Source organism: Neptunitalea chrysea, from assembly GCF_027924145.1.
Lineage (GTDB): Bacteria > Bacteroidota > Bacteroidia > Flavobacteriales > Flavobacteriaceae > Neptunitalea > Neptunitalea chrysea.
Map to the genome: position 1 here is coordinate 64,345 of NZ_BRVP01000003.1, position 25,703 is coordinate 90,047.

Genomic DNA, 25,703 nt, shown 5'->3' on the forward strand with positions numbered 1-25,703 from the left:
CGTGATGCAGTTATAAAAAAGGAGACCACCCAATGGGTGGTCTCACAACTAAACAAATTAATACAAACTTAATTTTTAAACAACTTAAAGCTATTGTATGAACCGTTAGTTCCTTTAACTTTTATAATATAAAACCCTTGTTTTAGACTTGTTATATCAAATTTATAATTGGCCTGATATGATTCTTTATAATCTCCAAGAAGTTGTCCGTTAGTATTAAAAATCTGAACACTGGTTGCATCAGTAGACAAACTGAAATAATTATTTGCCGGATTAGGATACAGCTTAACCATATTATTTTTTTCGAAGGTTTCAGTAGCTAATCCTGCTTGCTGATTACCATATATTCTATATTCTCCAGGAGCTAGATTTATAGTAAAGTCTGTTCCGGTAGAGGTAACGTTTAATGTGCTGCCATCTAGTAAGTCATACCAAGTTCCTGTATACGGGAAACCTGGCGTAACGTTATGTGAAGTAACGTTAAAATTAGCCAACACAACAACGTCTTTTAAATCGGCAGTGGTAAGGTCATCATTCCAAATGTGTATTTTAGGTAATAACGTGCCTTGATTTGATGTAATGGTGAATGTTTCGGTATCAAAAACTTCTTCGGTTAATCTTAAATGAATCATGTCAGCCCATGTATCGTATACCGCTTGTCTATCAGCGTCTGTATCGTATCCAATTTCCATAGGTATAGGTTTTGGATTGGTACGGCAATTATTACTAGTAGAGCCATCTTCACAGTAGTTAATACTATAATCGTATCCTAGCTCACCAAACTGCCAAAACATTTTAGGACCTGGAATAGTAAATAGAACGGCTCCTAAGGTTTTCATACGTTCTAAACCTGTAGCAGTAGTTTGTACATTATAAGAACCTGACGCATTACCATAGGCGGTATTTTTAAACATCATACGTTCCTCATCATGGCTTTCTGCATACCCAACTAAACGAGGTTTTGAATATCCGTGATTTTCAAAATCCATTCCGTTAAAATTGCTATCAGAAGCATATCCCATAGTATTTTGGTTGTATGGGTCAGTATATTTACCCCAAACCATAATACCTTTATCTTCATTAATACGGTAATCGGTCCATTCTACTTGTTCTGTATCCGTACCTAAATGCTCAAAGATAACATAGAAGTCAGGATCAAGTGCCCATTGATAATCGGCATATTGTTTTAAGATAGCAACTCTATCCGCTTGATAAGCGTTGGTGCAGCTCTCATCACTAGAAGTACAATTATTAGTAAACCCTTTGGTTAAGTCCCAACGGAATCCATCTATATGGAACTCATTAATCCAATGCTCAACTGTACGTTGTACATAGTATTGAGTAGCCGTAGATTGATGGTTTAAGTCGTACCCAACACTATACGAGTGCATGGCTTCTTCATTTAAGTAAGGGTTAGCAGCTGAAGGGGTTCCATATCCGTCACCATCAGTGTCGTCCATCCACATTCTTACTAGTGGAGATCTTCCGTAAACATGGTTTAATGCCACATCTAAAATAACTGCTATATCGTTTTGGTGACACAGATCAATAAATTCTTTCATCGTATCTGCAGGGCCATAAATTTTGTCTAAAGCACAGTGAAATGCCGTATTATAACCCCATGAAATATTACCTTCAAATTCCATTACCGGCATAATTTCAATAGCATTCACATTTAAATTAGTAAAGTAACTAATTTGGTTACTTAAAGATGTCCATGTTTGAGTACTGTTGAAATCACGAATTAATAATTCATAAATAATTAAGTCTTCTTTGTCAGGACGATCAAAGTTAGCAACCTGCCAGTTATAATCTGTCTGATTGGTTTGTATCACGGAAACACAAAATTCTTGTCCATCAGGGTACGAGGGCATACTAGGATAAATAGAACTATCAATATACGGATCGTCATCTGGTGATAAGACCAACGAAGAGTAAGGGTCTGCAACTTTAATTGCATCATCTGTGAGGTATTGGAAAGTATATGCTTCACCTGCTGTTAACCCAGTAATTTCAATCCAATATAAGTCAGAATCACTGGTGTCTCTATGCATTAAATACGCATTAGATATTTGCCAGTTGTTAAAACTACCAATAACATGTACGTAGTTTTTAAGCGGTGCATATAATGCCAAGGTCACTTTAGCAGGGTCGTTATCATCATAGTTAATACCCTGAACAATTCCTGATGGTATTGCCTGAGTAGTAACTGTAGGTGTGGTAATAGCAGAGAACGTTTTTGTAATTACTTCAGAAGTACTTACACTTGTTGCGGTAAGTTCAAAAGAAGAGTCCCCTGTAATAGTTTGGTTGTTTGAAAAGCTTGTTGTGTTTGATTCGGTAGCCACAGAAGTGCCATTTTTGGTAAGCACCCAATTAGCGGCTAATGATGTAGTAGCTGAAATTGGTAATGTACCTCCAGAAGTAACCACAGTATTACTATCTTCATCAGGAGATAGCGTAGTCATTTGAAAACCTCCTACTTCAATAAAAATATCGGGTGAGGTTTGTTGGGTTCCATCAGCACTTCTTAAAACCATTGAAATTTGACTTATGGTGCTGGAGGTGGATACCCCGAAATAGGTATATAAATCTGGAGTAATTTCTAACGAATACGTTGTACCCGATACAAAAGTTAGTGAAGGTTGTGTAGTGTTATTACCCCAACTACCAATAACATTTTGCCAGATGTTACCGTCTACAGTAACTCCCATATGGGCATAAATGGTTCCTGAGTAACTACTTAAACCTGTACCAGATGTATCAAAATAAATAGTAACTGCCTGATCTGCTTCGGGTGGAGAAGGAACCGTAGTTACCTGTGCCCATGCCGATATAGCAAACAAGGAAAGTAATAATGTAATAATTTTTTTCATAGGATGTTATTTTAGTAAAAAAGGCTGTCTTAAGACAGCCTTTTTATGTATAAATATCTATTTATGGTGTATCAATAGTATATGTTCCATTAGTAAGGTACATGGTAATAAGGTAGGTTCCTGCAGACACTGCAATGTTATCACCTCCATTATCAAGAGTACCATCGGCACCGGAATCACCATAATTCAATCCCCAATCGTTATTAAGTCTAAACTTAATTTCACCATCTACAAGAGTAGCCGTAATTGTCCAGGCATCAATGGTTCCGTCATATTCCATTACCATATCAGGGCCATTCCATCCATTAGTGGTAGCACTACCTACAAGTCCCCAAGTATAGGTTTCCATAGTATAGGTAAGGTCGTTTAGGTTTATGGTAATTTTGTAAGAACCTGCAGTTACAGCAATGTTATCTCCACCGCTGTCAAGTGTACCATCTACACCGGTATCACCATAGTTGTTAGTCCATTCGTTATTTTCTCTAAACTTAATTTCACCATCAGCTAAAGTAACATACGCTACATAAACGTTGTCTGTGCCAGTCTGCCAGAAAGGTAAGTCTGGTCCATCCCATCCATTAGTAGTAGCAGAACCAACAACTCCCCAAGTAGTAGAAAGATCCATTTCTGTACTATATGGTGTTACAGTTAAAGTAGTTGTATTTGAAACAATTGGGTCAGTATAGGCACTTAATGAACCCTCAACTTTTACATCAATACTAACAGCTTCCTCAGTAGTAAGCTCAAAAGTATTCACTAGTATAGAGTTTAAATCTTCAGTAACCATTGTATAGGTTTTACTAGTACCTGCAGACAAGGTAACAGCGCTGGCAAAATCATTGTCACTAACATCTACATAAATAGTATAGTCAAGAGAAGCATCAAAACCTACGTCAGGATCTGTCCAGTTAAAAGTAACAATGTCATAACTTGCAATTTCTTCTATAAGTTCCAACTCACTTTGAGTAGAAGTTAGTTCAATAGAAGCATTTTCACTATCTAATACTACAATATCCTTGTCATCGTCACAAGCTGTGGTAGATAGGAATATCGCAAATACTCCTATTACTATTTTATATAAATTCTTCATAAGATTCTGTATTAATATCCTGAGTTTTGTGTCATGTTAGGATTTACTGTTAAAATGCTAGTAGGTATTGGGTATAATACTCTATAGCTGCTAATTCCTACACCATTTGCTGCCCCACCTTTAAATGGCCATAAATAAGTGCTAGAAGTAAAGTATCCGTATCTTATAAGATCGGTTCTTCTAAATCCTTCCCATTGTAATTCTCTAGCTCTTTCATCGAGAACAAAGTCAAGATTTAAATTGGTAGCGTTAATATTATTAGAAGAATTACCATATGCTCTTTCTCTTAATTCGTTAATGTAAGTAACAGCGTTTGTGTTGCTACCGCCTCCACCTCTTAAAACTGCTTCAGCATAATTAAGATATATTTCAGCAACTCTTATCAATGGTACGTCAGTATCTACAAATGTTTGGTTAACATCGTTTCCTGTGCTTCCGTCACTTTTAATGTTTTTAAACTTAACATTAGCATATCCATCAGTAAATGTATTTGAAATAGTTTCAATCTCATAGTTTTGTCCTTCAGTATAGAACATAGCTCTGGAGTCGGACCAAGCAGTTGGATAGCCATCAGAATCACTAGCAGTGATAGCATCATTAAATTTTTCAACCAATGATTTAGTAACTCTGTTACCAGCCCATCCACCATTAACTCCGTATTCAGAAGCTACCATGTCACCACCAATTGCAGCGAATACCAGATAAGTAGACCCACCGTAGGTAGTAGAATTTATACCATCAAAATTAGCTGTAAAAATAAACTCATTTTGAGCTCCATTAGAATCATTATCAGCTAAGAATAATTCATCATAAGCATTCCCATTGCCATTTGCGTCAGTTGTATTGATTTGGTAAGAAGAAGAAATAACCATTTCAGAATAAGTAACACAATCAGAATATCTGTTTTCTCCAATCCAAGTTTCAGCATTTAAGTATATTCTAGATAATAATGCCCATGCAGCAACTTTATCTACTCTACCATATTCTGTAGCGCCACTATCAGGTAATAAATCCTGAACCTCTAATAGTTCAGCTTCTACAAATGTGAATATTTCTTCACGAGTGCTTTGCATAGGTAAATCTGTACTAACACTTGTAACAATAGGCACATTACCAAAGAAGTCCATTAGATACGAGTATGCATAAGCTCTTAAGAAACGTGCTTCTGCAATATAGTATTGTACATCTGTATCACTATTAAGAGCAGTAGCATTATCAATAAATGAGTTACAGTAAGAAACCTCAAGAGCTAAACGATAGTACATAGCTTCTAAAAAGTCATTTCCTGCAGACCAGTCCATTTGATGGAAGTTAGGCACACCTGCGTCACCCCATCCATTAACAGCTTCGTCTGTAGGTAATTCGTTTAGAACAAATAACAAACGCGTAAATTGAGAAGCTCCTTCATCAAGATTTGTGATATCTGGATCACCTGCTGGTCCGGTTTGACCTGTTAAAGCAAACCCTGCATATAATTTGGCTAAAGCGCTTTTTGCTTCATCTGCACTAGCAAAAACGTCTTCTTCCGTAAAAACATCTGGATCTGTTGGAGATTGATCCAAATCATCCATACATGCTGTAAACATTACAGCAAATACTACTAAGTATGATAATTTATATAGATATTTCATGTTGAATTTTTTTAGAAATTTAAGTTTAACCCTAACATATAGATACGTGGTCTTGGATATAAACCATTATCAATTCCTCCGTATACTTCAGGGTCTAATCCATCATATTCTGTAATGGTAGCTACGTTTTGTACAGAGCCGTAAAGTTTTAAGCTAGAATCTTTAACAAATTTAGTAAAGGTATATCCTAATGATATATTGTCTACTTTAAAGAATGAAGCATTTTTAACAAAGTAATCACTCATTAGGTTTCCTTCAGAGCTTTCTACAAATGCGTGATCATAGTAATCAGTAGTTAAGTTACTTAAAATACTATTAGCTGTAGCTCTGTTTAAATACGCTCTACTAGATGCGTTGTTGTTATAAACATAATTACCTAAGCTAGCTCTTGTTACTATGGCTAAGTCAAAGTTTTTATATTTAATACTTGTATTTAAGCCCATAGTTACATCTGCAAATGGATCTTTATAAAGGTACTTATCTGAATCGTTTAATTGACCATCGTGATTACGGTCTACATAAGCACCCTCAATTGGTTTTCCATCTTGATTATATACTTGTTGGTACACATAAAAAGCAAACGGAGAATAACCTTCTTCCTGATATTGTATTTTATTACCTGTACCTCCGTTAATTCCTCCAGTAGGGAAACTAGCAGGAAGATTGGTGATTTCATTATCGTTATAAGCAATGTTATAACCAATATTCCATTCAAAATTTTCTGTTTGAACAGCTAGGTAGTTTATTTCAAGTTCAACCCCTTTGTTTTCCATATCACCAACGTTTGCATCGATTGAATCTCCAAAGTTAGTAAATGGATCCACTGGAATATTACTAATTAAGTCAGATGTTTTCTTAACATATGCATTGATAGATCCTGAAACTCTATTGTCAAAGAAACCATAGTCAATACCAATGTTTAACGTTTTACCAACTTCCCATTTTAAATCTTCATTAATTTCTTGTGGTCTGTAAGTAGCCATGTAGTTCCCACTGCCTATTTGGTAATAAGCACCGCTTTGACTTACGTTATATTTTGTTAAGAATAAATAATCGTTTAAACCATTTACGTTACCTACTTCACCATAACCAACTCTTAATTTTAATTGATTGATAGTTTTAGAGTCTTTAAGGAAATCTTCGTTATTTAAGTTCCATGCTAAAGAGAATGAAGGAAAATATCCCCATCTGTCATCCGGATTTAATTTAGAAGAAGCATCAGCTCTCAAGGTAGCTGTAGCCAAATATTTATCGTTATAGTTATAGTTTGCTCTACCAAAGAAAGACATTAAAACATTTTTAGACGGGTCATCTGTATAAGCACCTTCAATATTTCCTTGTTCTTCTGTTTCACTGTTGTAACCATATTTAAAATAAGTGAAAGATTGGTAAGAGTGACCAAGCATAGCAGAAATTGATTGTTTACCAATTTCTTTGTTATAAGTCACGTAGAAATCGAATAACTTGTTTATAGTCTCATTACTATAATTTGTATATGCACCGTTGTAATCGTCATTGGCACTAGAATTAGGCATTAACTCAGATGTGATTACTCTACCATTACTATTAGAATAATCATAAGCAAGGTTTAGAGTAGCTGTTAAATCGGTTAAGAATGGTAAATCATAGTCAATTTTAGCATTACCTATAAATCTTCTTACTTCAGAAGTGTCATCTTGAAGGTTAATTAAAGCAACTGGGTTTGTAGGAGCTAAACTATTTTGATATCCGTCTGAATTTAACCAAGAGTAATATCCTGAATATGGAGAATTTTCATCATAAACTGATTGCGTAGGGTCAAAATCTACTGCAGCTCCAATAGCGCCATTATTAGCAAATGTATTTTCTGTATACATTCCTCTTGCATTCAAATCAAGACGAAGGCTGTTGTCTAAAAAACGTGGACGAAGATTTAAAGAAGCAGTAGTTCTTTTAAAGTTATCACGGTCTAAGATACCACTCTGGTCAGAGTATCCGATAGATGCTCTAAAAGGCATAAAGTCTTTGTAAGTCCCAGAAACAGTAAAACTACTGTTATTACTTACGGCTGTTCTATAAATTTCATCTTGCCAATCTGTATTAGCATCTCCTAACAAAGCAATTTGAGAAGTATTACCAACCTCATTAATTAAAGCTCTGAATTGATCAGCACTCATTACATCAATTTTTTTGTAAGGATCAGAAATATTCATAGAAGTAGTAAAGTTAAACTTCAAATCTCCTTTTCCCTTTTTAGTAGTAATCATAATAACCCCGTTTGCTGCACGTGAACCATAGATAGCAGTTGCCGAAGCATCTTTTAAAACGGTCATTGTTTCAATATCATTAGGGTTAATAAAGTCTAATGGGTTACGAGACCCACCCGAAGTACCATCGGCAATTGGTACACCGTCAACTACAAATAAAGGATTACTCGTAAGTGATAGAGAACCAACACCTCTAATTCTTATGGTTTGACTAGCACCTGGAGCACCACCGCTTGATGTTACGTTAACACCTGCTATTTTACCAGTAACTAACTGTCCGGCTGTAACAACAGGTCCTTGGTTAAAGTCTTCTGTACTAATTTGGTCAACAGTACCGGTAGCGTCTTTTTTCTTAACGGTACCATAACCAATAACTACAACTTCATCTAGTTGTTGTGTGTCTTCTACTAATGAAATATTAATAGTAGTATTACCGCTAAAGGTAATACTTTGGGTAACGAATCCGATATACGAAAATTCAATTACATCGTTTTCGCTGGCTGTAATTTGATATTTTCCATCAAAATCAGTTGTTGTACCTGTGGAGGTACCTTTAATAACTACATTAGCCCCTGGAATTGGCATGCCTGTAGCATTTTCGGTAACCACACCGCTAACTGTTGTTTGCGCCCAAAATGTAATTGGGATACAAAACAACAGAAATAACATGTATTTTTGTAATGTGTTCATACAATTGTGTGTTAAATTCATTTGTTGTTTAAAAAGATATATTTCATTTCTCGATGTTAAATTTATGTAAAAAAATAACCTAATTAAGGTACGTACGCGTACGAAACCTTACTTAAACGATTGAGTGTTGAAAACTTTCTTAAATTTAACATAATTAAATTTGAACTATGATTAAATATTGATGTTTCAAAAGAAGATATATATTTTTGATAATTATATAATATGAGAAGAAAGCTTACCTTAAAACAGATAGCAAAAGAGATGGATGTTTCTATTGCAACGGTATCAAAAGCATTGCGAGATAGTTCAGATATTGGACTAGAAACTCGTGAGAAAATTCAGGCGTTTGCTAAACTGTATAACTATAAGCCAAATAATATTGCGCTAAGCTTAAAAAACAGAAAAACTAAGAATATAGGAGTCATTATACCCGAAATTGTACACCACTTTTTTACCACTGTAGTAAGTGGGGTAGAAAAAGTAGCCAACAAACGTGGTTATAACGTAATTGTATGTTTATCTGATGAGTCTTTCGATAAAGAGGTGATTAATATGGAGATGTTAGCTAGCGGTAGTATTGATGGTTTTATTATGTCATTATCAAAAGAAACTCAAAATAAAAAAGACTTCCACCATTTAAAAGAAGCTATAAATCAAGGAATGCCTTTAGTGTTATTTGATAGGGTAGCAGAAGAAATCTATTGTGATAAGGTTGTTATAGATGATGCACAAGGAACCTACCGTGCAGTTAATTATCTAATAGATACAGGGTGTAAACGTATTGCACTTATTACTACTGTTGATTATGTGAGTGTTGGTAAACTCCGTACGCAAGGGTATATAAATGCTCTTGAAGATGCAGGTATGAAAATAGAGCAGAATCTTATAGTAAAGATAGAGGATACCGAAAATTGTGAAGAGCCCATTGCCGCATTATTTGAAACGCAGGAGTTTGATGCAATTTTTGGAGTAAACGAATCTTTTGCAGTAACCGCTATGAGAGAAGCGCAAATACGAGGGTATAAAATTCCGGAGGATATCTCAATAATCGGGTTTACCGACGGTATACTTTCTAAAAATTCTTTCCCTAGAATGTCAACTATAAATCAGCACGGAGTAGAAATGGGCGAACACGCAGCTGAGATGTTGATAGACAAGCTGGAGGAAGTAGATGAAGATGAATATTACCGTACTGAAGTAGTAAAATCTAGCTTAACTATAAGAGAATCAACAAAAAAGATTTCTTAACATTTCGCATTGAGAAAAAAGTTCTATCTTTACGCCATCGAAACTTAATATATTTCATTTCTCACCTATAGTAAGTTTTGATAAGCAAAGCGCTTATCGTAATATTTAATAATTTTTACGATAGTCTTCTGCGTGCTTTGGTCGCATACAGATTACCTTCTGTAAAACAATTTTCATAGATAGAATGAAAAAGCGTTTACTTTCCTTTTGGGAGATCTGGAACATGAGCTTTGGCTTTTTGGGTATTCAGTTTGGATATGCCTTGCAAGGTGGCTTTATGTCAAGAATTTTCCAAACACTTGGGGCAAGTGAGGATGAAATTCCATTATTATGGATAGCAGCTCCCCTAACAGGTTTAATTGTTCAGCCTATTATCGGGTATTTAAGTGATAGGACCTGGCACCCTAAATTGGGAAGGAGAAAACCATATTTTTTAATAGGAGCTGTATTAAGCTCGCTTGCACTATTTTTTGCGCCACATTCTTCTGCATTATGGATGGCAGCCGGTTTTCTATGGGTTATAGATGCTTGTATTAACATTAGTATGGAGCCGTTTAGAGCATTAGTAGCAGATAAGCTACATGAGTCTCAACGTTCTTATGGGTTTGTTGTACAAACATTAATTATTGGTATAGGTACGTGGGTTGCAAGTAACCTTCCTTGGTTAATTAATCAGTTAGGAGTAAGTAATGAAGCACCGGCAGGTGTGGTTCCGCAATCTGTGAGAATAGCGTTTGCTATTGGAGCTTTTGTATTTATCCTAAGTATTCTGTATACCATTTTTACTACAGAAGAATATCCGCCTGAGGATATGGAGGCTTTCTTAAAAGAGAAAAAGGAGAAGAAAAGTAATTTTATTAAGGATATTACTGAAAACGTGGCTAATATGCCAAAAACCATGAGAAAATTAGGGGTTATCCAATTTTTTAGCTGGTTTGCGTTTTTTACCATGTGGAGCTTGGCTACACCTGCATTAACAGAACATATTTATGATGCTCCGAAACCTGATGTTAAGTTATATGCGCAATTAGATGCCGAAGGTAGTATAGTTCACAAAGGTGAAGGTGAAGATAAAAGGGTAATGTTTCTAGATGCTGAAAAAGAAGCAACGTATACAACCAAAGATAAAGCGTATAATACAGCTGCCGATGAGGTAGGGTCTGCTATGGGTGTGTACGGATTATCTTCTATGGCGTTTGCTTTGTTACTAACTTTTTATTCTGCAAGATTCAAATTAAACAGAAAATATACTCATTTAGTTTCATTAATACTTGGCGGACTAGGTTTTATCGGAATGTACTTCTGTGACGATTTTATTTCGCTGGCTATTTGCTTTGTTCTAGTAGGTATTTCATGGGGTAGTATTTTGTCTATGCCTTATGCAATGCTTTCAAGCTCAATAGATCCTACTAAAATGGGAATGTTTATGGGGCTTTTCAATATGTTTATTGTAATACCGCAAATTGTTGCTGCCTTAGGGGGTGTAAATTTTGTGTACAAACTTATTGGAGATAAAACCATTAATGCAATGATTGTAGCTGGTATAAGTTTAATTGTAGCCGGTTTATTCAACTTACTTATTACAAACAAAAAGGCAATAGCCTATTCAATCGATCAATCAGAATAATTATGAAAAATTTAGGACTCATTTTTGACCTTGACGGGGTAATTGTAGATACTGCTAAATTTCATTTTTTAGCATGGAAAAAAGCGGCAGAAGAAGTAGGTTTTGAACTTACCGAAGAACTTAATGAAAAATTAAAAGGGGTTAGCCGAGTAGATTCGTTAAACAAAATTTTAGGATGGGCAGGGGCAACGGTTTCTCCTGAAAAATTTGATGAAATGGCAGCAAATAAAAATGCCGATTATCTTACTTATGTTGATAAAATGACTTCTGAGGATATATTGCCAGGAGTGGAAAGTTTTATTAGGGAGGCTAAAGCAAAAGGGTACCCTGTTGCCTTAGGTTCTGCTAGTAAAAATGCACCGGGTATCTTAAAGCATGTTGGAATTTATGATTTGTTTGATACGATTGTAGATGGTAATAGCGTAACAAAAGCAAAGCCAGACCCTGAGGTATTTACGGTAGCAGCTAAAGCTCTTAATGTAGCAGCTACAGATTGTGTGGTTTTTGAAGATTCTGAAGCGGGTATTGAAGCGGCTAATAATGCAGGGATGTTATCAATAGGTTTAGGAAGTAAAGATATATTAACAGAAGCAGCGTATGTTTTTGGTGAATTTACTGAGATTGAGTTAAGTTTTATAGAGACACAAACAACAACAACAAATACATAATAAAAAGAGAAAATGAATCAGGATTATATTATACCGGATAACTGGTCTATTATAGAAGAGGGGTTTGAGCCGGAAAGAGTGTGTTCTTCCGAAAGCCTTTTTAGTATAGGGAACGGTGCCATGGGGCAGCGTGCCAATTTCGAGGAATATTATAGCGGAAAAACCTTTCAGGGGAGTTATATAGCCGGAGTATATTACCCAGATAAAACCAAAGTAGGTTGGTGGAAAAACGGATATCCGGAGTATTTTGCTAAAGTACTTAATGCACCAAACTGGATTGGTATTAATGTAAAGGTGAATGGTGAAATGTTAGACCTTAACACTTGTAAAGCTGTTGAGGAATACCGCAGAGAATTGAATATGAAAGAGGGGTGGTATAGTCGTACTTTTAAGGCGAAAATGCCAAATGATATGGTTGTAAAAGTAGAAGCGTTACGTTTTCTAAGTTTACAAGAAGATGAGGCTGGTGCTATTAAATATAGCGTAACTCCTTTAAATGGCGATGCTGAAATTACCTTGGTACCGTATTTACATACGGGTATTGAAAATAAAGATACGAACTGGGAAGAAAAATTCTGGGAACCATTATCGGTTACTGAAAGTGGTGTAAGAGCTTTTGCTACTGCCCGTACACTAAAAACTAAGTATACGGCTTGTACGTTTATGAGCAATACTGTTGATATAGATGGTAAAATCTTAAGTTTAGTGCCTGCATCAGAAAACACTACCGATTATGTTAGTCATACGTATGTACAATCGGTTGCGGCTAATAGTACGATTACCCTATATAAATATGCAGGGTATGTTACGTCTATGAATCATGTAGTAGATGCTTTAGAAGATGCAGCTAACAAAGTGTTAGATACGGTAACTGGTTTAGGCTTTGATGGGTTGTTACAAACCCAAAAGGATGCTTGGGCTAAAGTGTGGGAAATGGCGGATATTACCATTGATGGAGATGTGAAAGCACAACAAGGGATTCGTTTTAATATTTTCCAATTAAACCAAACTTATACAGGTGCCGATGACCGCTTAAATATTGGCCCGAAAGGATTTACAGGTGAAAAATACGGAGGAAGTACCTATTGGGATACTGAGGCATATTGTATTCCTTTCTATATGGCTACTAAAGATGAAAAAGTAGCACGTAGCTTGCTTAAGTATCGTTATAATCAATTAGATAAAGCTATAGAAAATGCAGGTAAATTAGGGTTTACTAACGGAGCTGCATTATATCCAATGGTTACTATGAATGGAGAAGAGTGCCATAACGAGTGGGAAATTACCTTTGAGGAAATTCACCGTAACGGAGCTATTGCTTTTGCTATTTTTAATTATGTTCGCTATACGGGTGATTACAGCTATGTCCCTGAAATGGGGTTAGAAGTGTTAATTGCTATTGCACGTTTTTGGCATCAGAGAGCTACCTTCTCTACAAACCATAATAAGTATGTAATTCTTGGGGTTACCGGACCTAATGAGTACGAAAACAACGTAAATAATAACTGGTATACCAACTATTTAGCACAATGGTGTATTCACTATGCTGCTGAAAATATTGAGAAGATAAAAGCAGCATACGGAGCAGACTATGCGCGTATTATGGACAAAGTTCAATTGTCTGAAGAAGAGTTGACAGATTGGAAAAAAGTTGCTGATAATATGTATTTCCCATACTCTGAAGAGCATAACGTATTCTTACAACAAGATGGTTTCTTAGATAAAGAACTTATTACGGTGGCTAACTTAGATAAGAGTCAGCGCCCTATTAACCAGAAATGGAGTTGGGACAGAATCTTACGTTCTCCTTATATTAAGCAGGCTGATACCTTGCAAGGATTCTATTTCTTCGAAGATCAGTTTACTAAAGAAGAATTAGAGCGTCACTTTGATTTCTACGAACCATTTACGGTACATGAGAGTTCGTTATCGCCATGTGTACATAGTATTCAGGCGGCTGTATTAAACCGTATGGAACAAGCATATACTTTCTATCTAAGAACTTCTCGTTTAGATTTAGATGATTATAACAAAGAAGTACACGAAGGATTACACATTACTTCTATGGCTGGTACATGGATGAGTGTTGTAGAAGGTTTTGGAGGAATGCGTGTAAAAGATGGTATGCTGTCTTTTGAACCAAGAATTCCGGAACAATGGAACGGATTTACCTTTAAGGTAAATTTTAGAAACCATGTGTTGAAGGTAAACGTTACTAAAGAGGGAACAACCTTTACTGTTGATGGTGATAAGGATGTGACTATCTTGTTAAACGGAGAAAAAGCAACTGCGAAAGCAGTATTAAAAACAACATAAATTTTATATGAGGTATTTAGTAATAATATGGGTTACTTTGTTTATGATAACAGGCATGGTTTCGGCTCAGGAGCTGAAATCACCTAACGGAAACTTTGAGATGAAGTTTGCCTTGTTATCAGACGGAACACCTACTTATGAATTAAGCTACAAAGGAGAAGAGGTTATTAAAACCAGTAAACTTGGATTGGAGCTTAAGGATGATGAAAAATCATTACTAAACGATTTTAGTGTCACCGATACTAAAACGGCTAGTTTTGATGAAACATGGAAGCCAGTTTGGGGAGAGGAAACTGAGATTCGTAACCATTATAATGAATTAGCGGTAACACTTAATCAAAAAGGGACTGATAGAATAATGATTGTTCGTTTCAGGCTATTTGATGAAGGGTTAGGATTTCGTTATGAATTTCCTCAACAAAAGAACTTGGTGTATTTCGTTATTAAAGAAGAGCGTACTCAGTTTGCTATGACAGGGGATCATACGGCATTATGGATTCCTGGGGATTATGATACACAGGAGTATGATTATACACGCTCTAAGTTATCGGAAATTAGAGGTAAGTTTGACGCAGCTGTAACAGGGAATGCATCACAAACTCAGTTCTCTAAAACAGGAGTGCAAACTGCTTTAATGATGAAAACAGCTGATGGTTTATACATTAATTTACATGAAGCTGCTTTAATTAATTACTCTTGTATGCATTTGAACTTGGATGATGAAAACATGATTTTTGAATCGTGGTTAACACCAGATGTACAGGGGAATAAAGGGTATTTACAAGCGCCATGTACAAGTCCTTGGAGAACTATAATGGTAAGTGATGATGCCAGAGATATTTTGGCTTCAAGAATGACATTAAACTTAAATGAGTCTTGTAAAATAGAAGATACTTCGTGGATACACCCTGTAAAATATGTAGGTGTATGGTGGGAAATGATTACAGGTAAAAGTAGTTGGTCTTATACTAATGATTATCCTTCTGTAAAACTAGGTGAAACTGATTTTGAGCACGCAAAACCTAATGGTACACATGCGGCAAATACAAAACACGTTAAAGAATATATAGACTTTGCTGCTAAACATGGTTTTGATGCTGTATTAGTAGAAGGCTGGAATGTTGGCTGGGAAGACTGGTTTGGACATTCTAAAGACTATGTATTCGATTTTGTAACTCCATATCCTGATTTTGATGTAGAAGGTATTCACCAATATGCAAAATCTAAAGGAGTGAAAATGATTATGCACCATGAAACTTCTGGATCTAGTCGTAACTATGAACGTCATATAGATACTGCCTATCAGTTTATGAACAAGTACGGGTACGATGCCGTGAAGAGTGGTTATGTAGGTAATATGCTACCAAGAGGTGAGTATCATTACGGTCAGTGGATTAATAATCACTACCAATACGCATTGGAAAAAGCAGCAGATTACCACATTATGGTAAACGCTCACGAAGCCGTTCGTCCAACAGGTATTTGTAGAACGTATCCTAACCTAATAGGTAATGAGTCTGCAAGAGGAACCGAGTACCAGGCGTTTGGAGGGTCAAACGCGAACCATGTTACTATATTACCATTTACACGTTTGGTAGGTGGACCAATGGATTATACTCCTGGTATTTTTGAAATGGATATTGAAAAATTAAATCCAGATAACCATTCGCATGTAAATAGTACCATCTGTAATCAATTAGCTTTATATGTAACATTATACAGTCCGTTACAAATGGCTGCCGATTTACCAGAGCATTACAATCAGTTTATGGATGCTTTTCAATTTATTAAAGATGTAGCAGTAGACTGGCAGAAAAGTATTTATTTAGAAGCTGAGCCTGGTGATTATGTAACCATAGCACGTAAGGCTAAAAATAGTGGTAACTGGTTTGTAGGTAATGTAAATGGTTATAACAAACGTACTTCAGAAATTAAACTTGATTTCTTAGAAAAAGGCAAAAAGTACGTTGCTACTATTTATAGTGACGCTAAGGATGCGGATTATAAAACAAATCCACAGGCATACGAAATTGAAACTAAGAACGTAACTAGTAAAACCAAGCTGAAAATTGATTCAGCTCCGGGAGGTGGTTATGCTATTAGTATTGTAGAAAAGAAATAATACAGAAAGACAGGTGATTAAAAGTTGCCTGTCTTTTTTTGTTTTAAATAAAACTATATGAGTACATTAAAAAAAATGTTTGCAGTAGTAGTATTGTTGTTAACCGTTACTGTGAATGCGCAAATTGATAAAGTAGAGCCTCCTTTCTGGTGGGAAGGAATGCACCACAGTAGTGTTCAGGTAATGGTTTACGGAGAAGACATAGCAGATTTAACACCTGTTGTATCTAAAGCTACAGTAACTGCTATTACCAAAACAGAAAATCCTAATTATGTATTTATTACCATAGATACTAAAGGGTTACCTGCTGGTATGTATCCTATTCAGTTTAAGAAGAAAAAGAAAGTTGTAGCTACATATAACTTTGAACTTAAAACACGTAGAGAAGGATCTGAATACCGTAAAGGTTTTGATAGTTCGGATATGATTTACTTGATTATGCCAGATCGTTTTGCTAACGGGAATACTGATAACGACTCGATGACTTCTGTAATCGAAAAAGGAGATCGTTCTAACTTAAATGGGAGACACGGTGGAGATATTGCCGGAGTAATAAAGCACTTAGATTATCTGGAAGGATTAGGAGCAACTGCATTATGGAGTACACCTTTATGTGAAGATAACGACAAGGCATATTCATACCACGGATATGCACAAAGTGATGTATACAAAATTGATCCGCGTTACGGTACTAATGAAGAGTACGTACAATTAGGTAAAGAGTTGCATAAGCGTGACATGAAGTTGATTTTAGATTATGTAACCAATCACTGGGGATTAGAGCACTGGATGATTCAGGATTTACCAACCTATGATTGGATTCACCAGTTTCCGGGGTATGCACAATCAAACTACAGAATGTCTACGCAAATGGATCCGAATGCTTCTGAGATAGATGCAAGATATTGTATGAATGGCTGGTTTGTACCAACTATGCCCGATTTAAATCAGTCAAATCCATTAGTGGTTAATTATATTATTCAAAATGCTATTTGGTGGGTAGAGTATGCAGATTTAGACGGATTTAGAGTGGACACTTATTCGTATAACGATAAAGAAGGGATTGCAAAATGGACGAAAGCGGTAATGGATGAATATCCTAACTTTAATATTGTTGGAGAGGTTTGGTTACACGATCAGGCTCAGATTTCATACTGGCAAAAAGATAGTAAAATTAGTGCTATTCAAAGTTATAATACCTATTTACCATCGGTAATGGATTTTACCTTACACGATGCTATGAGTGCTTTTGGACAAGAAAATGCCGGATGGTTTGATGGCACTATTCAGTTCTATGAGAACTTTGTAAACGATTTTCTGTACCCTGATATCAATGCTATTTTAGTATTTGCAGAAAACCACGATACCGATCGTTTTAATCAGCGTTTCCAAAATGTAGCCGATTATAAACTAGCTATGACGCTTATAGGAACTGTACGTGGGATACCACAATTATATTATGGTTCTGAAATAGGAATGGCAGGAGATAAAAGTAAAGGAGATGGAGATATTCGTAGAGACTTCCCTGGTGGATGGAACGGTGATACCAACAATGCTTTTACTGCTAGTGGGCGTACGGCAACACAAAAAGAATACTTCGATTTTACGTCTAAGTTATTTACCTGGAGAAAAAATGCAGAAGTGATTCACACCGGTAAAACAACACAATACATTCCACAAGACAATGTATATGTATACTTTAGATACAACGAAAAAGCTACGGTAATGGTTGTGCTAAACAATTCGAAAGAAGAACGCACTTTTGATTTAAACAGATTTGCTGAAAGCATTAAAACGGCTACAAAAGGCACTGATGTTATTAGTGGTAAGACCATAGATGTTACTGCTAAAGCAATGACTATTGCAGCTAAAAGCTCGTATGTATTAGAATTAGCCCCCTAACCTCCAACAGGGGAACTATTCAGGATTGTAAAATTTAATTTATAATTCTAAATGCTGAATTTATAACAATAAAATCTCAATTCGTATGTACCTCTTTTAGGGAGACTAAGAAGGAGGGGATAATAGAACTTATGATATGAAAAAAATAATTTTAAGCTTGGTAACTATTGCTTTTTTGGTTGGGTGTAATGAGGGTGCCAAACCAAAAGAAGCAGCTACTTCTGAGAAAACAGAAATGTTAGCACCTATTGCTGATAGTGTGTTAGAAACGGCTACCATATACGAAGCAAATATTCGTCAGTACTCGGAAGAAGGTACCTTTAATGAGTTTACTAAAGATATTCCGGCACTTAAGGAAATGGGAATTGATATTATATGGGTAATGCCTATTTATCCTATTTCTAGTACTAAAAGTAAAGGGAGTTTAGGAAGTTATTATGCGATTACCGATTATACAAAAGTGAACCCTGAGTTTGGTACTTTGAAAGACTTTCAGAAATTGGTAAAAACAGCTCATGATAATGGAATATATGTAGTTTTAGACTGGGTTGCTAACCACACAGGTTGGGATCATGTTTGGATTAAAGAACATCCGGATTATTATACGCAAGATAAAGACGGTAACATAGTAGATCCATTAAATCCTGAAACAGGAGAGTCTTGGGGATGGACAGATGTTGCCGATCTTAATTACGATAATATGAATATGCGTAAGGAGATGACTGAGGATATGTTGTATTGGGTTAAAGAGCAAAATATAGATGGTTTCCGTTGTGATGTGGCAGATAATGTGCCTACTGATTTTTGGGCAGAGGCCATTCCTGAGCTAAGAGCTGAAAAGCCTATTTTTATGCTAGCTGAATCTGCAAAGGCAGAATTGGTACCTGTCGGATTTGACATGTTATATAACTGGCCTGGACTTCATACCATGAATGAAATTGCAAAAGGCGAAAAACCAGCGAGTGCATGGAACCAGCTGAAGGCAGAGCAAGATAGCACCTATACCAAAGGAACTATCTTTATGAACTTTATTACCAACCATGATGAAAACTCTTGGAATGGTACTGTTTTTGAACGTTTAGGTGATGGTACAGAAGCCTTTGCTGCATTAGAGTATATGACTCCTGGAATGCCGTTAATCTATAGTGGGCAAGAGTATGATATGAACAAAGCTTTATTGTTTTTTGAAAAAGATACCATCAATAAAACAAAAGGGAAGTTTTATTCTATCTACGAAAAATTAAACGTGTTAAAAGAAACTCATACCGCTTTAAATGGGGGTAAAAATGCAGCTGCTTATGAGCCTATTGCTACATCTGATGACACTAAGATACTAGCCTTTAAACGCAGCAAAGCTGGCGATACCGTATATTATATTGCTAATTTAACCAGTGAGTCTATAGATGCAGAAGTTCGTTTAATTGGTGACTTTACCAATTATATGACGGGCGAAAAAATAAAATTGGGGCCTGCTAAGTTTGCCTTAAAACCTTGGCAGTATATGATTTTGGTGAAATAGAACGAATCTTCTTCCTAACATAAAACTATGCAAAAACGCAACCTGAGAGTTCTTGGGTTGCGTTTTTTTATTCTAAATTTTTACATAAGATAACTTAGGGGGATAAAATAAGGGAAGAACATAATAATAAATCGGTACTTGCTGAACTGGCAATTCGATAAATTTATTATGAAAGAATGAAAAAGGGGTAGTGATGAACCAGATGAAATTGTTTTAAAAAAACATCACACCATTACATATACAATACGTATCCCCTAAAACTCGACCACCACTTTTTCTCCTGGTTGTGCCATAGGTCTAATGTTCTCTATATTATCCCAAGTTTCTTTAGCACTTGCTACCTGCTGTGGGTATAAATGGTAAATATAATACTGCTTGGCATCTATGGTTATCGCTTCTTCTTTGGCATATAACAAAATCCAATAGGGTACAAAAGCCAAGTCTATGTTTTCCATGCTTCCAATGGTTTCAGGGAAAGTTGTATCACCGTGCTCCCGACTTATAAGGGAAGTCAATATAAAAATTAGTGGTACCATCGGTCATATACAACCCACAGTTTCCCATAAATTCAATAGTGGTTTGGTTCGTTTAAGCCATTCTGGCATGGCTTACTAAGGTAAAAGTTAACAGAAGTAGCAGGGCAAAGTAATTTAATTTCATTCGTTGTGTGTTTAAGGTGTCGATAACATTTTACTCGATAATCGAGATTAAATGCTCCAAAACTTATTTCGGAATAGAAATGTAATTCTTAATAGATGTTTCGTAGGCTTGTTTTTAAGCTCCATTTAGGATTTCGATTTTTGAGTATTTGATTTAATAACTATTTAAAAAGTATTTAGAAATGTGTATTTATGTAGTTCATTTTAGAATATTACTAAGCGTATGAGTGTATTAAGATTGCAATCATTTTCAAAAATTGATTTTCAGCGTTTGATAAATTGGATAGATAATGAAAAAGAACTGATTCAGTTTGCAGGTACTATATTTACTTGGCCATTAACTAATAATCAGCTGGAAGATTACATTAATGATTCTAGCCGATATGTCTATAAGGCTATGTACAACGGAAAGGTAATTGGACATGCTGAAATCTATAAGGAAAATGCTGAAACGGCCAGATTGTGTAGAATTTTGATTGGTGACACTACATATAGAGGAAAAGGATTAGGAAAAGAGTTGATGGAACAACTTTTGCATGTTGCCTTTACAGAGTTACACGTAAATTATGTGCATTTGAATGTTTATCATTGGAATGTAAGAGCAATTAAGTGCTACGAAAAATGCGGATTTCAGTTTACTAAGGGAGTGTCTCAATTAGTTTTTTTTGCTGGTGAAGAATGGAAAGCATTGAATATGCATATACGCCAACCAGCATGGAAAGAAAACCTCCGGTAAGCAACCGAAGGTTTTTATATTTATACAAAGGCGGTTTTACTTCTTTTGGTTAAAAACAAGAATAGTAAGATACCCGATGCTAATATAAGGTAGGCTATAGAGAGTTTTGATTGTCCTTGAGGATTCATACTCCAGGTAAGTCCGTAACTAAAAAATGAACACAGAATATAATTCATACCACCAATAAGTCCACCTGATAATCCTGCCATGTCAGGGAACCTACCTAAGCAATAGGCAAAGTAGTTGTTAAACATAAAGCCAGCGCATACATGTATGGCAAAAGCAAAAAATACCAAAGTAAAAATATCGGCTCGTAAAGGAGTGGTTAGTAGCATTGCCACTATAAACAGAAACTGAATAGCATTACCACGCTGAATTTTAGGGAGGAAATCTTTTTTCATTAAAGCTTTTCCTATAAACCCTCCTGCCATCCATGCAAAACCAAGAATAAGTGAAACATAACCTGCTACAATAGGAGAAAATCCCATTTTATACTCTACTATAAACGAAGATACTAATCCGAATAGAATAACCATTGAATAACACAAACTACAAATTAGAACCCCGTAGATAAAGTCGGGTGTTTTAATCATTATAAGATACTTTTTAAGAATAGGTTTTATTTTTAGTTCGTGATAGAGCTTAATCGTTTCACCTGAAAAAATGAGTTCTAAAATTAAAATAACCAAGGCATAAAGTCCTAAAAAGGCAAAACATGCACGCCAATTGATTAAATGTTCCAAATATCCACCAATAAAAGGAGCTATAATAGGTCCGAGTGACCAAATAATACTCATAATGCTTAAATAGTGCTTAAGTTTTTCACCACTGTGTACATCTATAAACAAAGTTCTTTTTGCGGTGGCAATGGCTCCGGCACTAATGCCCTGTATAAATCGGGCAGCCAGAATAACCTCTATAGAATTACTAAGCATAATTATTACATTACTTAGTATAAACACTACCATGCTTATTATGTTGAATTTATACCTTCCCCAGGCATCTACTAAAGCCCCTGAAATAAATTGCGATAATCCATAGCTTATTAAAAATAAGGTGATACTTAGTCTAATAGTGCTTTCGGTAGTATGGAATTCTTTTACCATAGCCGGTAAAGATGGAATAAAAATATCGGTAGCAACACCTGATAATGGAATTATAGCCAAAGCTAAATAGGTGGCTATCTGTTGGTGACGTGATTGTAATTTTTTCTCTAGCATTGATAACTTTTTCTGAATACAAAGTTATACGAGGTTGCTCTAACAATAATTTTGAAGATGAAACTACTTATGTTGAAATTCAAACATTTTTTAACCGGGATTCACCCGGAGTATTTCCTGTTTGTTTTTTGTAGAACTGATTAAAATAAGAAGGGTTTTCAAATCCTAATGCATAAGAAATTTGCGCAATATTCCAATCAGAGTAGTTTAGAAACTCGTTTGCTTTTTCTACTATTTTTTCAGAAATAAGCAAAGAGGTAGTTTTACCAGTAGATTTTTTAAGTACTCTATTTAGATGATTAGGATGTACAGACAGTGCCCTAGAGTAATCGGAAGGGGTTTTAAATAATGCCGGATTGTCAAAATCTAGTAAGCTAAAATGGTCTTCTAATAGTCTGAAAAATCGATTGCTTAACTGATCCTTTTTTAAACTTTTAGAGTCAATTACTTCAGGGCATTTGGGTAATATTTCGTAGACAATAAGCTGAATTAAAGCAAATACCTTTTCTTCTGCAAAAGAATAATGGGTTGCCAAAATTTCTTTAATGTCTTTAAAATAGCCTTCGATTTTTGGAAGCTGCCCTTCGTCTATGAAAATGATTTTTTGCTTACCGGGTTGAAAAACAGAAAAATTAAGCAAAGTCCTGTTGTTTTTTTGTACAAATGCCTCGTTAAATACACAACGGTAGCTATCATTTAAAGGTTCGCAGGAATCCCATGCATACGGAGTTTTAGGCTCAGTAAAAATAACGGCGGGCTTATTAATATGTACTACTTTTTCTGCATAGGTAATGATAGCCTCATTTTTACAAAGAGTTACCTTGTAATAATTGCGATGGCTAAAAGGTACATGGCACGAGCATTGACTACCTTCAAAATTAGCAACATTTCTATTTTTTAAATACGGAAGTATCATGTTGTAAAGTTATAATATTCAAACGTATTATATTGACATTTTAAAATGTAGATATAAAAAAACCGGGATAAACCCGGTTGTATTTGTTTTGAGTGGTATTTATTCAAACAGTTTTCCTACTTCATTGTTGACAAATTCAAGAAAACGTTCATCTTCCTTTGTAAACGGATTAGGAGTGTGAGAGTCAATATCTATTTGACCAATATTTTCGCCGTTCACAAATAACGGAATTACTATTTCTGCTTTTACATAAATGCTACACGCAATATAGTTGTTCTGAGCTTTTACATCGGGTACCACAAAATTTGCATTACTAACAGCTACTTGTCCGCATATACCTTTCCCAAAAGGAATAATGGTATGGTCTGTAGGTTCGCCTGCAAAGGCTTTTAACTTAAGTTCAGGTTTATCTCCGTTTTTAAAATAAAATCCAACCCAATCATAATAGGTAACTTCGTTTTGTAATAGTTCGCATACCATTGTTAAACGCTCTTCAATTTCAAGTAATTTATTCTTTAGTATTGAATATACTTTGGGTTCTAATTCAGCTAACTTCATAATCCTTCTGTTTTTTGCAAAAGTACGGGAAATAAAAATTTAGTACCGATAATTATTATAAATTTGTTATACAGAATTATTATAATTTTGAAAGAGTTCATAGCTAAATACAAAGAAGCCATAGGCTTTATTTTACGGTTTTTTAGTGTATACATATTACTAACAGTCATTTATACACTTTATATTAATAGTTTTAACACTAGCATAGATGGTATTACTAAGCTGGTAGCAGAGCATAGTGAATGGATCTTAGAGTTTTCTCCCTACCATTTAAGAATGGTGCCAGATGCTGCTGAACCTTTTTATAAAGTAATGGTTAATGATGCATATGTAGCTAGAGTTATAGAAGGTTGTAATTCAGTGAGTGTATTAATTTTATTTGTAACTTTTATTATTGCATTTAGAGGGAGTGTAAAGAATACTATAGTATATGCTACTGGAGGTGTGGTATTTTTATATTTGGTGAACCTATTTAGAATTGTGGTACTAACCATAGCAGTATATAAATATCCTGAATATACTGAATCGTTACATGGATTGGTGTTTCCGTCAATTATATATGGGGCTATGTTGATACTTTGGGTATTTTGGGTTAGAAGATTTGCAAGAAAATGAGACAGTCGGTACGCACATATATATTGGTAATCATACTCTTTTTAGCCTTTATTACCATAAGGGCGTTTCAAGATACGTTGTTTTACGATCCGTTTATAGCCTATTTTAAGAGCAATTTTTTATCAAAAGAATTTCCTGATTTTAACACGATAAAACTAATTGCTTCATTACTATTTAGGTATGTATTGAATGCTATGATATCCTTAGCTATATTGTATTTATTGTTTAGAACTAAAGGAATTGTAAAAGTATCTACAGGTATTTTTATAGTGGCATTTTTGGTTTTATGTCCAATATATTTTACGTTATTATATTTGAATGATGTGGGCGAATATATGCTCTTATTCTACATTAGAAGATTTCTAATTCATCCTGTATTTATACTTATTTTAATTCCGGCTTTCTATTATCAGAAGAAAAAGCAAAAGGTTGTGTAACTTTACGGTATGGAGTTTCATGTAAAAAATATGGTGTGTGACCGCTGTATAATGGTGGTGAGAGAAGATTTTGAGAGTGTAGGATTTACAGTATCTGATATAGACTTAGGTACTATTGTTACGAAGGAAGAATCGTTTTCGGTAGATCAAAAAATAGCCTTGAAAAGCAAATTAGAAGGGCATGGTTTTCAGTTTTTAAAAAGTGAAGACGAAATAGTTTCTGATAAAATAAAAACGGCATTACTTCATTATATAAATAAGGAGTTACTATCTGAAAAGCTTTCAGATTATTTAAAGACTAAATTGCATAAAGACTATGGAGTGCTTAGCAAGCAATTTTCTAAACACAACCATGTTACTATAGAAAAGTACTTTATTAAATTAAAGATAGAGAAGGCAAAACAATACATTCGTGAAGACGTATATAACTTTTCTGAGATTGCTGGAGTCTTAGGGTATAATTCATTAAGTTATTTATCTACACAGTTTAAAAAAGAAACAGGAGTAAGTCTATCTGAGTTTAAATCGAATCCTGAATTACAAAGAAATACTCTTGACAAAATTTTATAAGTATTAAACATAATTTTAAAACCCCTTTTTAAAATCGTTCTGTACTTTTGAAAGTAT

General features: G+C 35.1%; 19 protein-coding genes. 11 read left to right on the forward strand and 8 right to left on the reverse strand.

Features of this window, described 5'->3' with window-relative positions; translation table 11 throughout:
* Positions 1–68 precede the first annotated feature (68 nt).
* From NBRC110019_RS02460 to NBRC110019_RS02475, 4 genes are all read right to left on the reverse strand, one after another.
* Positions 69–2,876, reverse strand: a complete 2,808-nt coding sequence (locus NBRC110019_RS02460; protein WP_281751998.1) for an alpha-amylase family glycosyl hydrolase — start codon at positions 2,874–2,876, stop codon at positions 69–71.
* Positions 2,877–2,937: 61 nt separating this feature from the next.
* The gene (locus NBRC110019_RS02465) at positions 2,938–3,966 is read right to left on the reverse strand and encodes a SusE domain-containing protein (RefSeq protein ID WP_281752000.1); all 1,029 of its coding nucleotides are present in this window, start codon (positions 3,964–3,966) and stop codon (positions 2,938–2,940) included.
* An 11-nt stretch (positions 3,967–3,977) separates the two neighbouring features.
* A complete protein-coding gene (locus NBRC110019_RS02470; protein ID WP_281752003.1) occupies positions 3,978–5,597 on the reverse strand; it encodes a RagB/SusD family nutrient uptake outer membrane protein in 1,620 nt (539 codons plus the stop codon).
* Positions 5,598–5,608: 11 nt separating this feature from the next.
* Positions 5,609–8,533 carry a SusC/RagA family TonB-linked outer membrane protein gene (locus NBRC110019_RS02475; RefSeq protein WP_281752005.1) on the reverse strand — a complete coding sequence of 975 codons (2,925 nt, stop codon included), beginning with the start codon at positions 8,531–8,533 and terminating at the stop codon, positions 5,609–5,611.
* Between the two features lie 222 nt (positions 8,534–8,755).
* Here NBRC110019_RS02475 and NBRC110019_RS02480 point away from each other — a divergent pair, with 222 nt between their 5' ends.
* The 7 genes from NBRC110019_RS02480 (at position 8,756) to NBRC110019_RS02510 (ending at position 19,935) form a co-directional block, all read left to right on the forward strand.
* The gene (locus tag NBRC110019_RS02480; RefSeq protein WP_281752007.1) at positions 8,756–9,781 is read left to right on the forward strand and encodes a LacI family DNA-binding transcriptional regulator; all 1,026 of its coding nucleotides are present in this window, start codon (positions 8,756–8,758) and stop codon (positions 9,779–9,781) included.
* Positions 9,782–9,965: 184 nt separating this feature from the next.
* A complete protein-coding gene (locus NBRC110019_RS02485; protein WP_281752009.1) occupies positions 9,966–11,408 on the forward strand; it encodes an MFS transporter in 1,443 nt (480 codons plus the stop codon).
* A gap of 2 nt (positions 11,409–11,410) precedes the next feature.
* A complete protein-coding gene (gene pgmB, locus NBRC110019_RS02490; RefSeq protein ID WP_281752011.1) occupies positions 11,411–12,076 on the forward strand; it encodes a beta-phosphoglucomutase in 666 nt (221 codons plus the stop codon).
* Positions 12,077–12,088: 12 nt separating this feature from the next.
* The gene (gene mdxK / locus NBRC110019_RS02495; protein WP_281752013.1) at positions 12,089–14,392 is read left to right on the forward strand and encodes a maltose phosphorylase MdxK; all 2,304 of its coding nucleotides are present in this window, start codon (positions 12,089–12,091) and stop codon (positions 14,390–14,392) included.
* 7 nt (positions 14,393–14,399) lie between these two features.
* Positions 14,400–16,514: a glycoside hydrolase family 97 protein gene (locus tag NBRC110019_RS02500; RefSeq protein WP_281752015.1), complete on the forward strand. Its 2,115-nt coding sequence runs from the start codon at positions 14,400–14,402 to the stop codon at positions 16,512–16,514.
* Positions 16,515–16,571: 57 nt separating this feature from the next.
* Positions 16,572–18,416 carry a glycoside hydrolase family 13 protein gene (locus NBRC110019_RS02505; protein ID WP_281752017.1) on the forward strand — a complete coding sequence of 615 codons (1,845 nt, stop codon included), beginning with the start codon at positions 16,572–16,574 and terminating at the stop codon, positions 18,414–18,416.
* Positions 18,417–18,552: 136 nt separating this feature from the next.
* Entirely contained in the window at positions 18,553–19,935 is a 1,383-nt protein-coding gene (locus tag NBRC110019_RS02510; protein ID WP_281752019.1) for an alpha-amylase family glycosyl hydrolase, read from the forward strand.
* Between the two features lie 254 nt (positions 19,936–20,189).
* On the opposite strand, the gene NBRC110019_RS02515 is transcribed toward NBRC110019_RS02510, so the two are convergent.
* The gene (locus NBRC110019_RS02515; protein ID WP_281752021.1) at positions 20,190–20,390 is read right to left on the reverse strand and encodes a hypothetical protein; all 201 of its coding nucleotides are present in this window, start codon (positions 20,388–20,390) and stop codon (positions 20,190–20,192) included.
* Between the two features lie 427 nt (positions 20,391–20,817).
* On the opposite strand from NBRC110019_RS02515, the gene NBRC110019_RS02520 reads away from it, so the two are divergent.
* Positions 20,818–21,330: a GNAT family N-acetyltransferase gene (locus NBRC110019_RS02520; protein ID WP_281752023.1), complete on the forward strand. Its 513-nt coding sequence runs from the start codon at positions 20,818–20,820 to the stop codon at positions 21,328–21,330.
* A 20-nt stretch (positions 21,331–21,350) separates the two neighbouring features.
* Here NBRC110019_RS02520 and NBRC110019_RS02525 read toward each other — a convergent pair whose 3' ends face one another.
* The 3 genes from NBRC110019_RS02525 to NBRC110019_RS02535 all read right to left on the reverse strand — a co-directional run bounded on the left by NBRC110019_RS02525 (position 21,351) and on the right by NBRC110019_RS02535 (position 24,024).
* Positions 21,351–22,550, reverse strand: a complete 1,200-nt coding sequence (locus NBRC110019_RS02525) for an MFS transporter (protein WP_281752025.1) — start codon at positions 22,548–22,550, stop codon at positions 21,351–21,353.
* 79 nt (positions 22,551–22,629) lie between these two features.
* On the reverse strand, positions 22,630–23,466 hold the full coding sequence (locus NBRC110019_RS02530) for a helix-turn-helix domain-containing protein (protein ID WP_281752027.1): 837 nt from the start codon (positions 23,464–23,466) through the stop codon (positions 22,630–22,632).
* A 99-nt stretch (positions 23,467–23,565) separates the two neighbouring features.
* On the reverse strand, positions 23,566–24,024 hold the full coding sequence (locus tag NBRC110019_RS02535) for an XrtF-associated fRMsr-like GAF protein (RefSeq protein WP_281752030.1): 459 nt from the start codon (positions 24,022–24,024) through the stop codon (positions 23,566–23,568).
* Between the two features lie 87 nt (positions 24,025–24,111).
* Between NBRC110019_RS02535 and xrtF the strand changes: the two genes are divergently transcribed.
* The 3 genes from xrtF to NBRC110019_RS02550 are packed head-to-tail and all read left to right on the forward strand — an operon-like array spanning position 24,112 to position 25,646.
* On the forward strand, positions 24,112–24,639 hold the full coding sequence (gene xrtF / locus NBRC110019_RS02540) for an exosortase family protein XrtF (RefSeq protein WP_281752032.1): 528 nt from the start codon (positions 24,112–24,114) through the stop codon (positions 24,637–24,639).
* Entirely contained in the window at positions 24,636–25,076 is a 441-nt protein-coding gene (locus NBRC110019_RS02545; protein WP_281752034.1) for an exosortase F system-associated membrane protein, read from the forward strand. The genes xrtF and NBRC110019_RS02545 overlap by 4 nt, the downstream gene beginning before the upstream one ends.
* A 9-nt stretch (positions 25,077–25,085) precedes the next feature.
* A complete protein-coding gene (locus tag NBRC110019_RS02550) occupies positions 25,086–25,646 on the forward strand; it encodes a helix-turn-helix domain-containing protein (protein ID WP_281752036.1) in 561 nt (186 codons plus the stop codon).
* The last annotated feature ends 57 nt before the right edge of the window (positions 25,647–25,703 follow it).

Bases quoted from the DNA above. Each gene is read 5' to 3' on its own strand.
- NBRC110019_RS02460 (WP_281751998.1), bottom strand. From the start codon at position 2,876: ATGAAAAAAATTATTACATTATTACTTTCCTTGTTTGCTATATCGGCA.
- NBRC110019_RS02465 (WP_281752000.1), bottom strand. From the start codon at position 3,966: ATGAAGAATTTATATAAAATAGTAATAGGAGTATTTGCGATATTCCTA.
- NBRC110019_RS02470 (WP_281752003.1), bottom strand. From the start codon at position 5,597: ATGAAATATCTATATAAATTATCATACTTAGTAGTATTTGCTGTAATG.
- NBRC110019_RS02475 (WP_281752005.1), bottom strand. From the start codon at position 8,533: ATGAACACATTACAAAAATACATGTTATTTCTGTTGTTTTGTATCCCA.
- NBRC110019_RS02480 (WP_281752007.1), top strand. From the start codon at position 8,756: ATGAGAAGAAAGCTTACCTTAAAACAGATAGCAAAAGAGATGGATGTT.
- NBRC110019_RS02485 (WP_281752009.1), top strand. From the start codon at position 9,966: ATGAAAAAGCGTTTACTTTCCTTTTGGGAGATCTGGAACATGAGCTTT.
- pgmB (WP_281752011.1), top strand. From the start codon at position 11,411: ATGAAAAATTTAGGACTCATTTTTGACCTTGACGGGGTAATTGTAGAT.
- mdxK (WP_281752013.1), top strand. From the start codon at position 12,089: ATGAATCAGGATTATATTATACCGGATAACTGGTCTATTATAGAAGAG.
- NBRC110019_RS02500 (WP_281752015.1), top strand. From the start codon at position 14,400: ATGAGGTATTTAGTAATAATATGGGTTACTTTGTTTATGATAACAGGC.
- NBRC110019_RS02505 (WP_281752017.1), top strand. From the start codon at position 16,572: ATGAGTACATTAAAAAAAATGTTTGCAGTAGTAGTATTGTTGTTAACC.
- NBRC110019_RS02510 (WP_281752019.1), top strand. From the start codon at position 18,553: ATGAAAAAAATAATTTTAAGCTTGGTAACTATTGCTTTTTTGGTTGGG.
- NBRC110019_RS02515 (WP_281752021.1), bottom strand. From the start codon at position 20,390: ATGGAAAACATAGACTTGGCTTTTGTACCCTATTGGATTTTGTTATAT.
- NBRC110019_RS02520 (WP_281752023.1), top strand. From the start codon at position 20,818: ATGAGTGTATTAAGATTGCAATCATTTTCAAAAATTGATTTTCAGCGT.
- NBRC110019_RS02525 (WP_281752025.1), bottom strand. From the start codon at position 22,550: ATGCTAGAGAAAAAATTACAATCACGTCACCAACAGATAGCCACCTAT.
- NBRC110019_RS02530 (WP_281752027.1), bottom strand. From the start codon at position 23,466: ATGATACTTCCGTATTTAAAAAATAGAAATGTTGCTAATTTTGAAGGT.
- NBRC110019_RS02535 (WP_281752030.1), bottom strand. From the start codon at position 24,024: ATGAAGTTAGCTGAATTAGAACCCAAAGTATATTCAATACTAAAGAAT.
- NBRC110019_RS02545 (WP_281752034.1), top strand. From the start codon at position 24,636: ATGAGACAGTCGGTACGCACATATATATTGGTAATCATACTCTTTTTA.
- NBRC110019_RS02550 (WP_281752036.1), top strand. From the start codon at position 25,086: ATGGAGTTTCATGTAAAAAATATGGTGTGTGACCGCTGTATAATGGTG.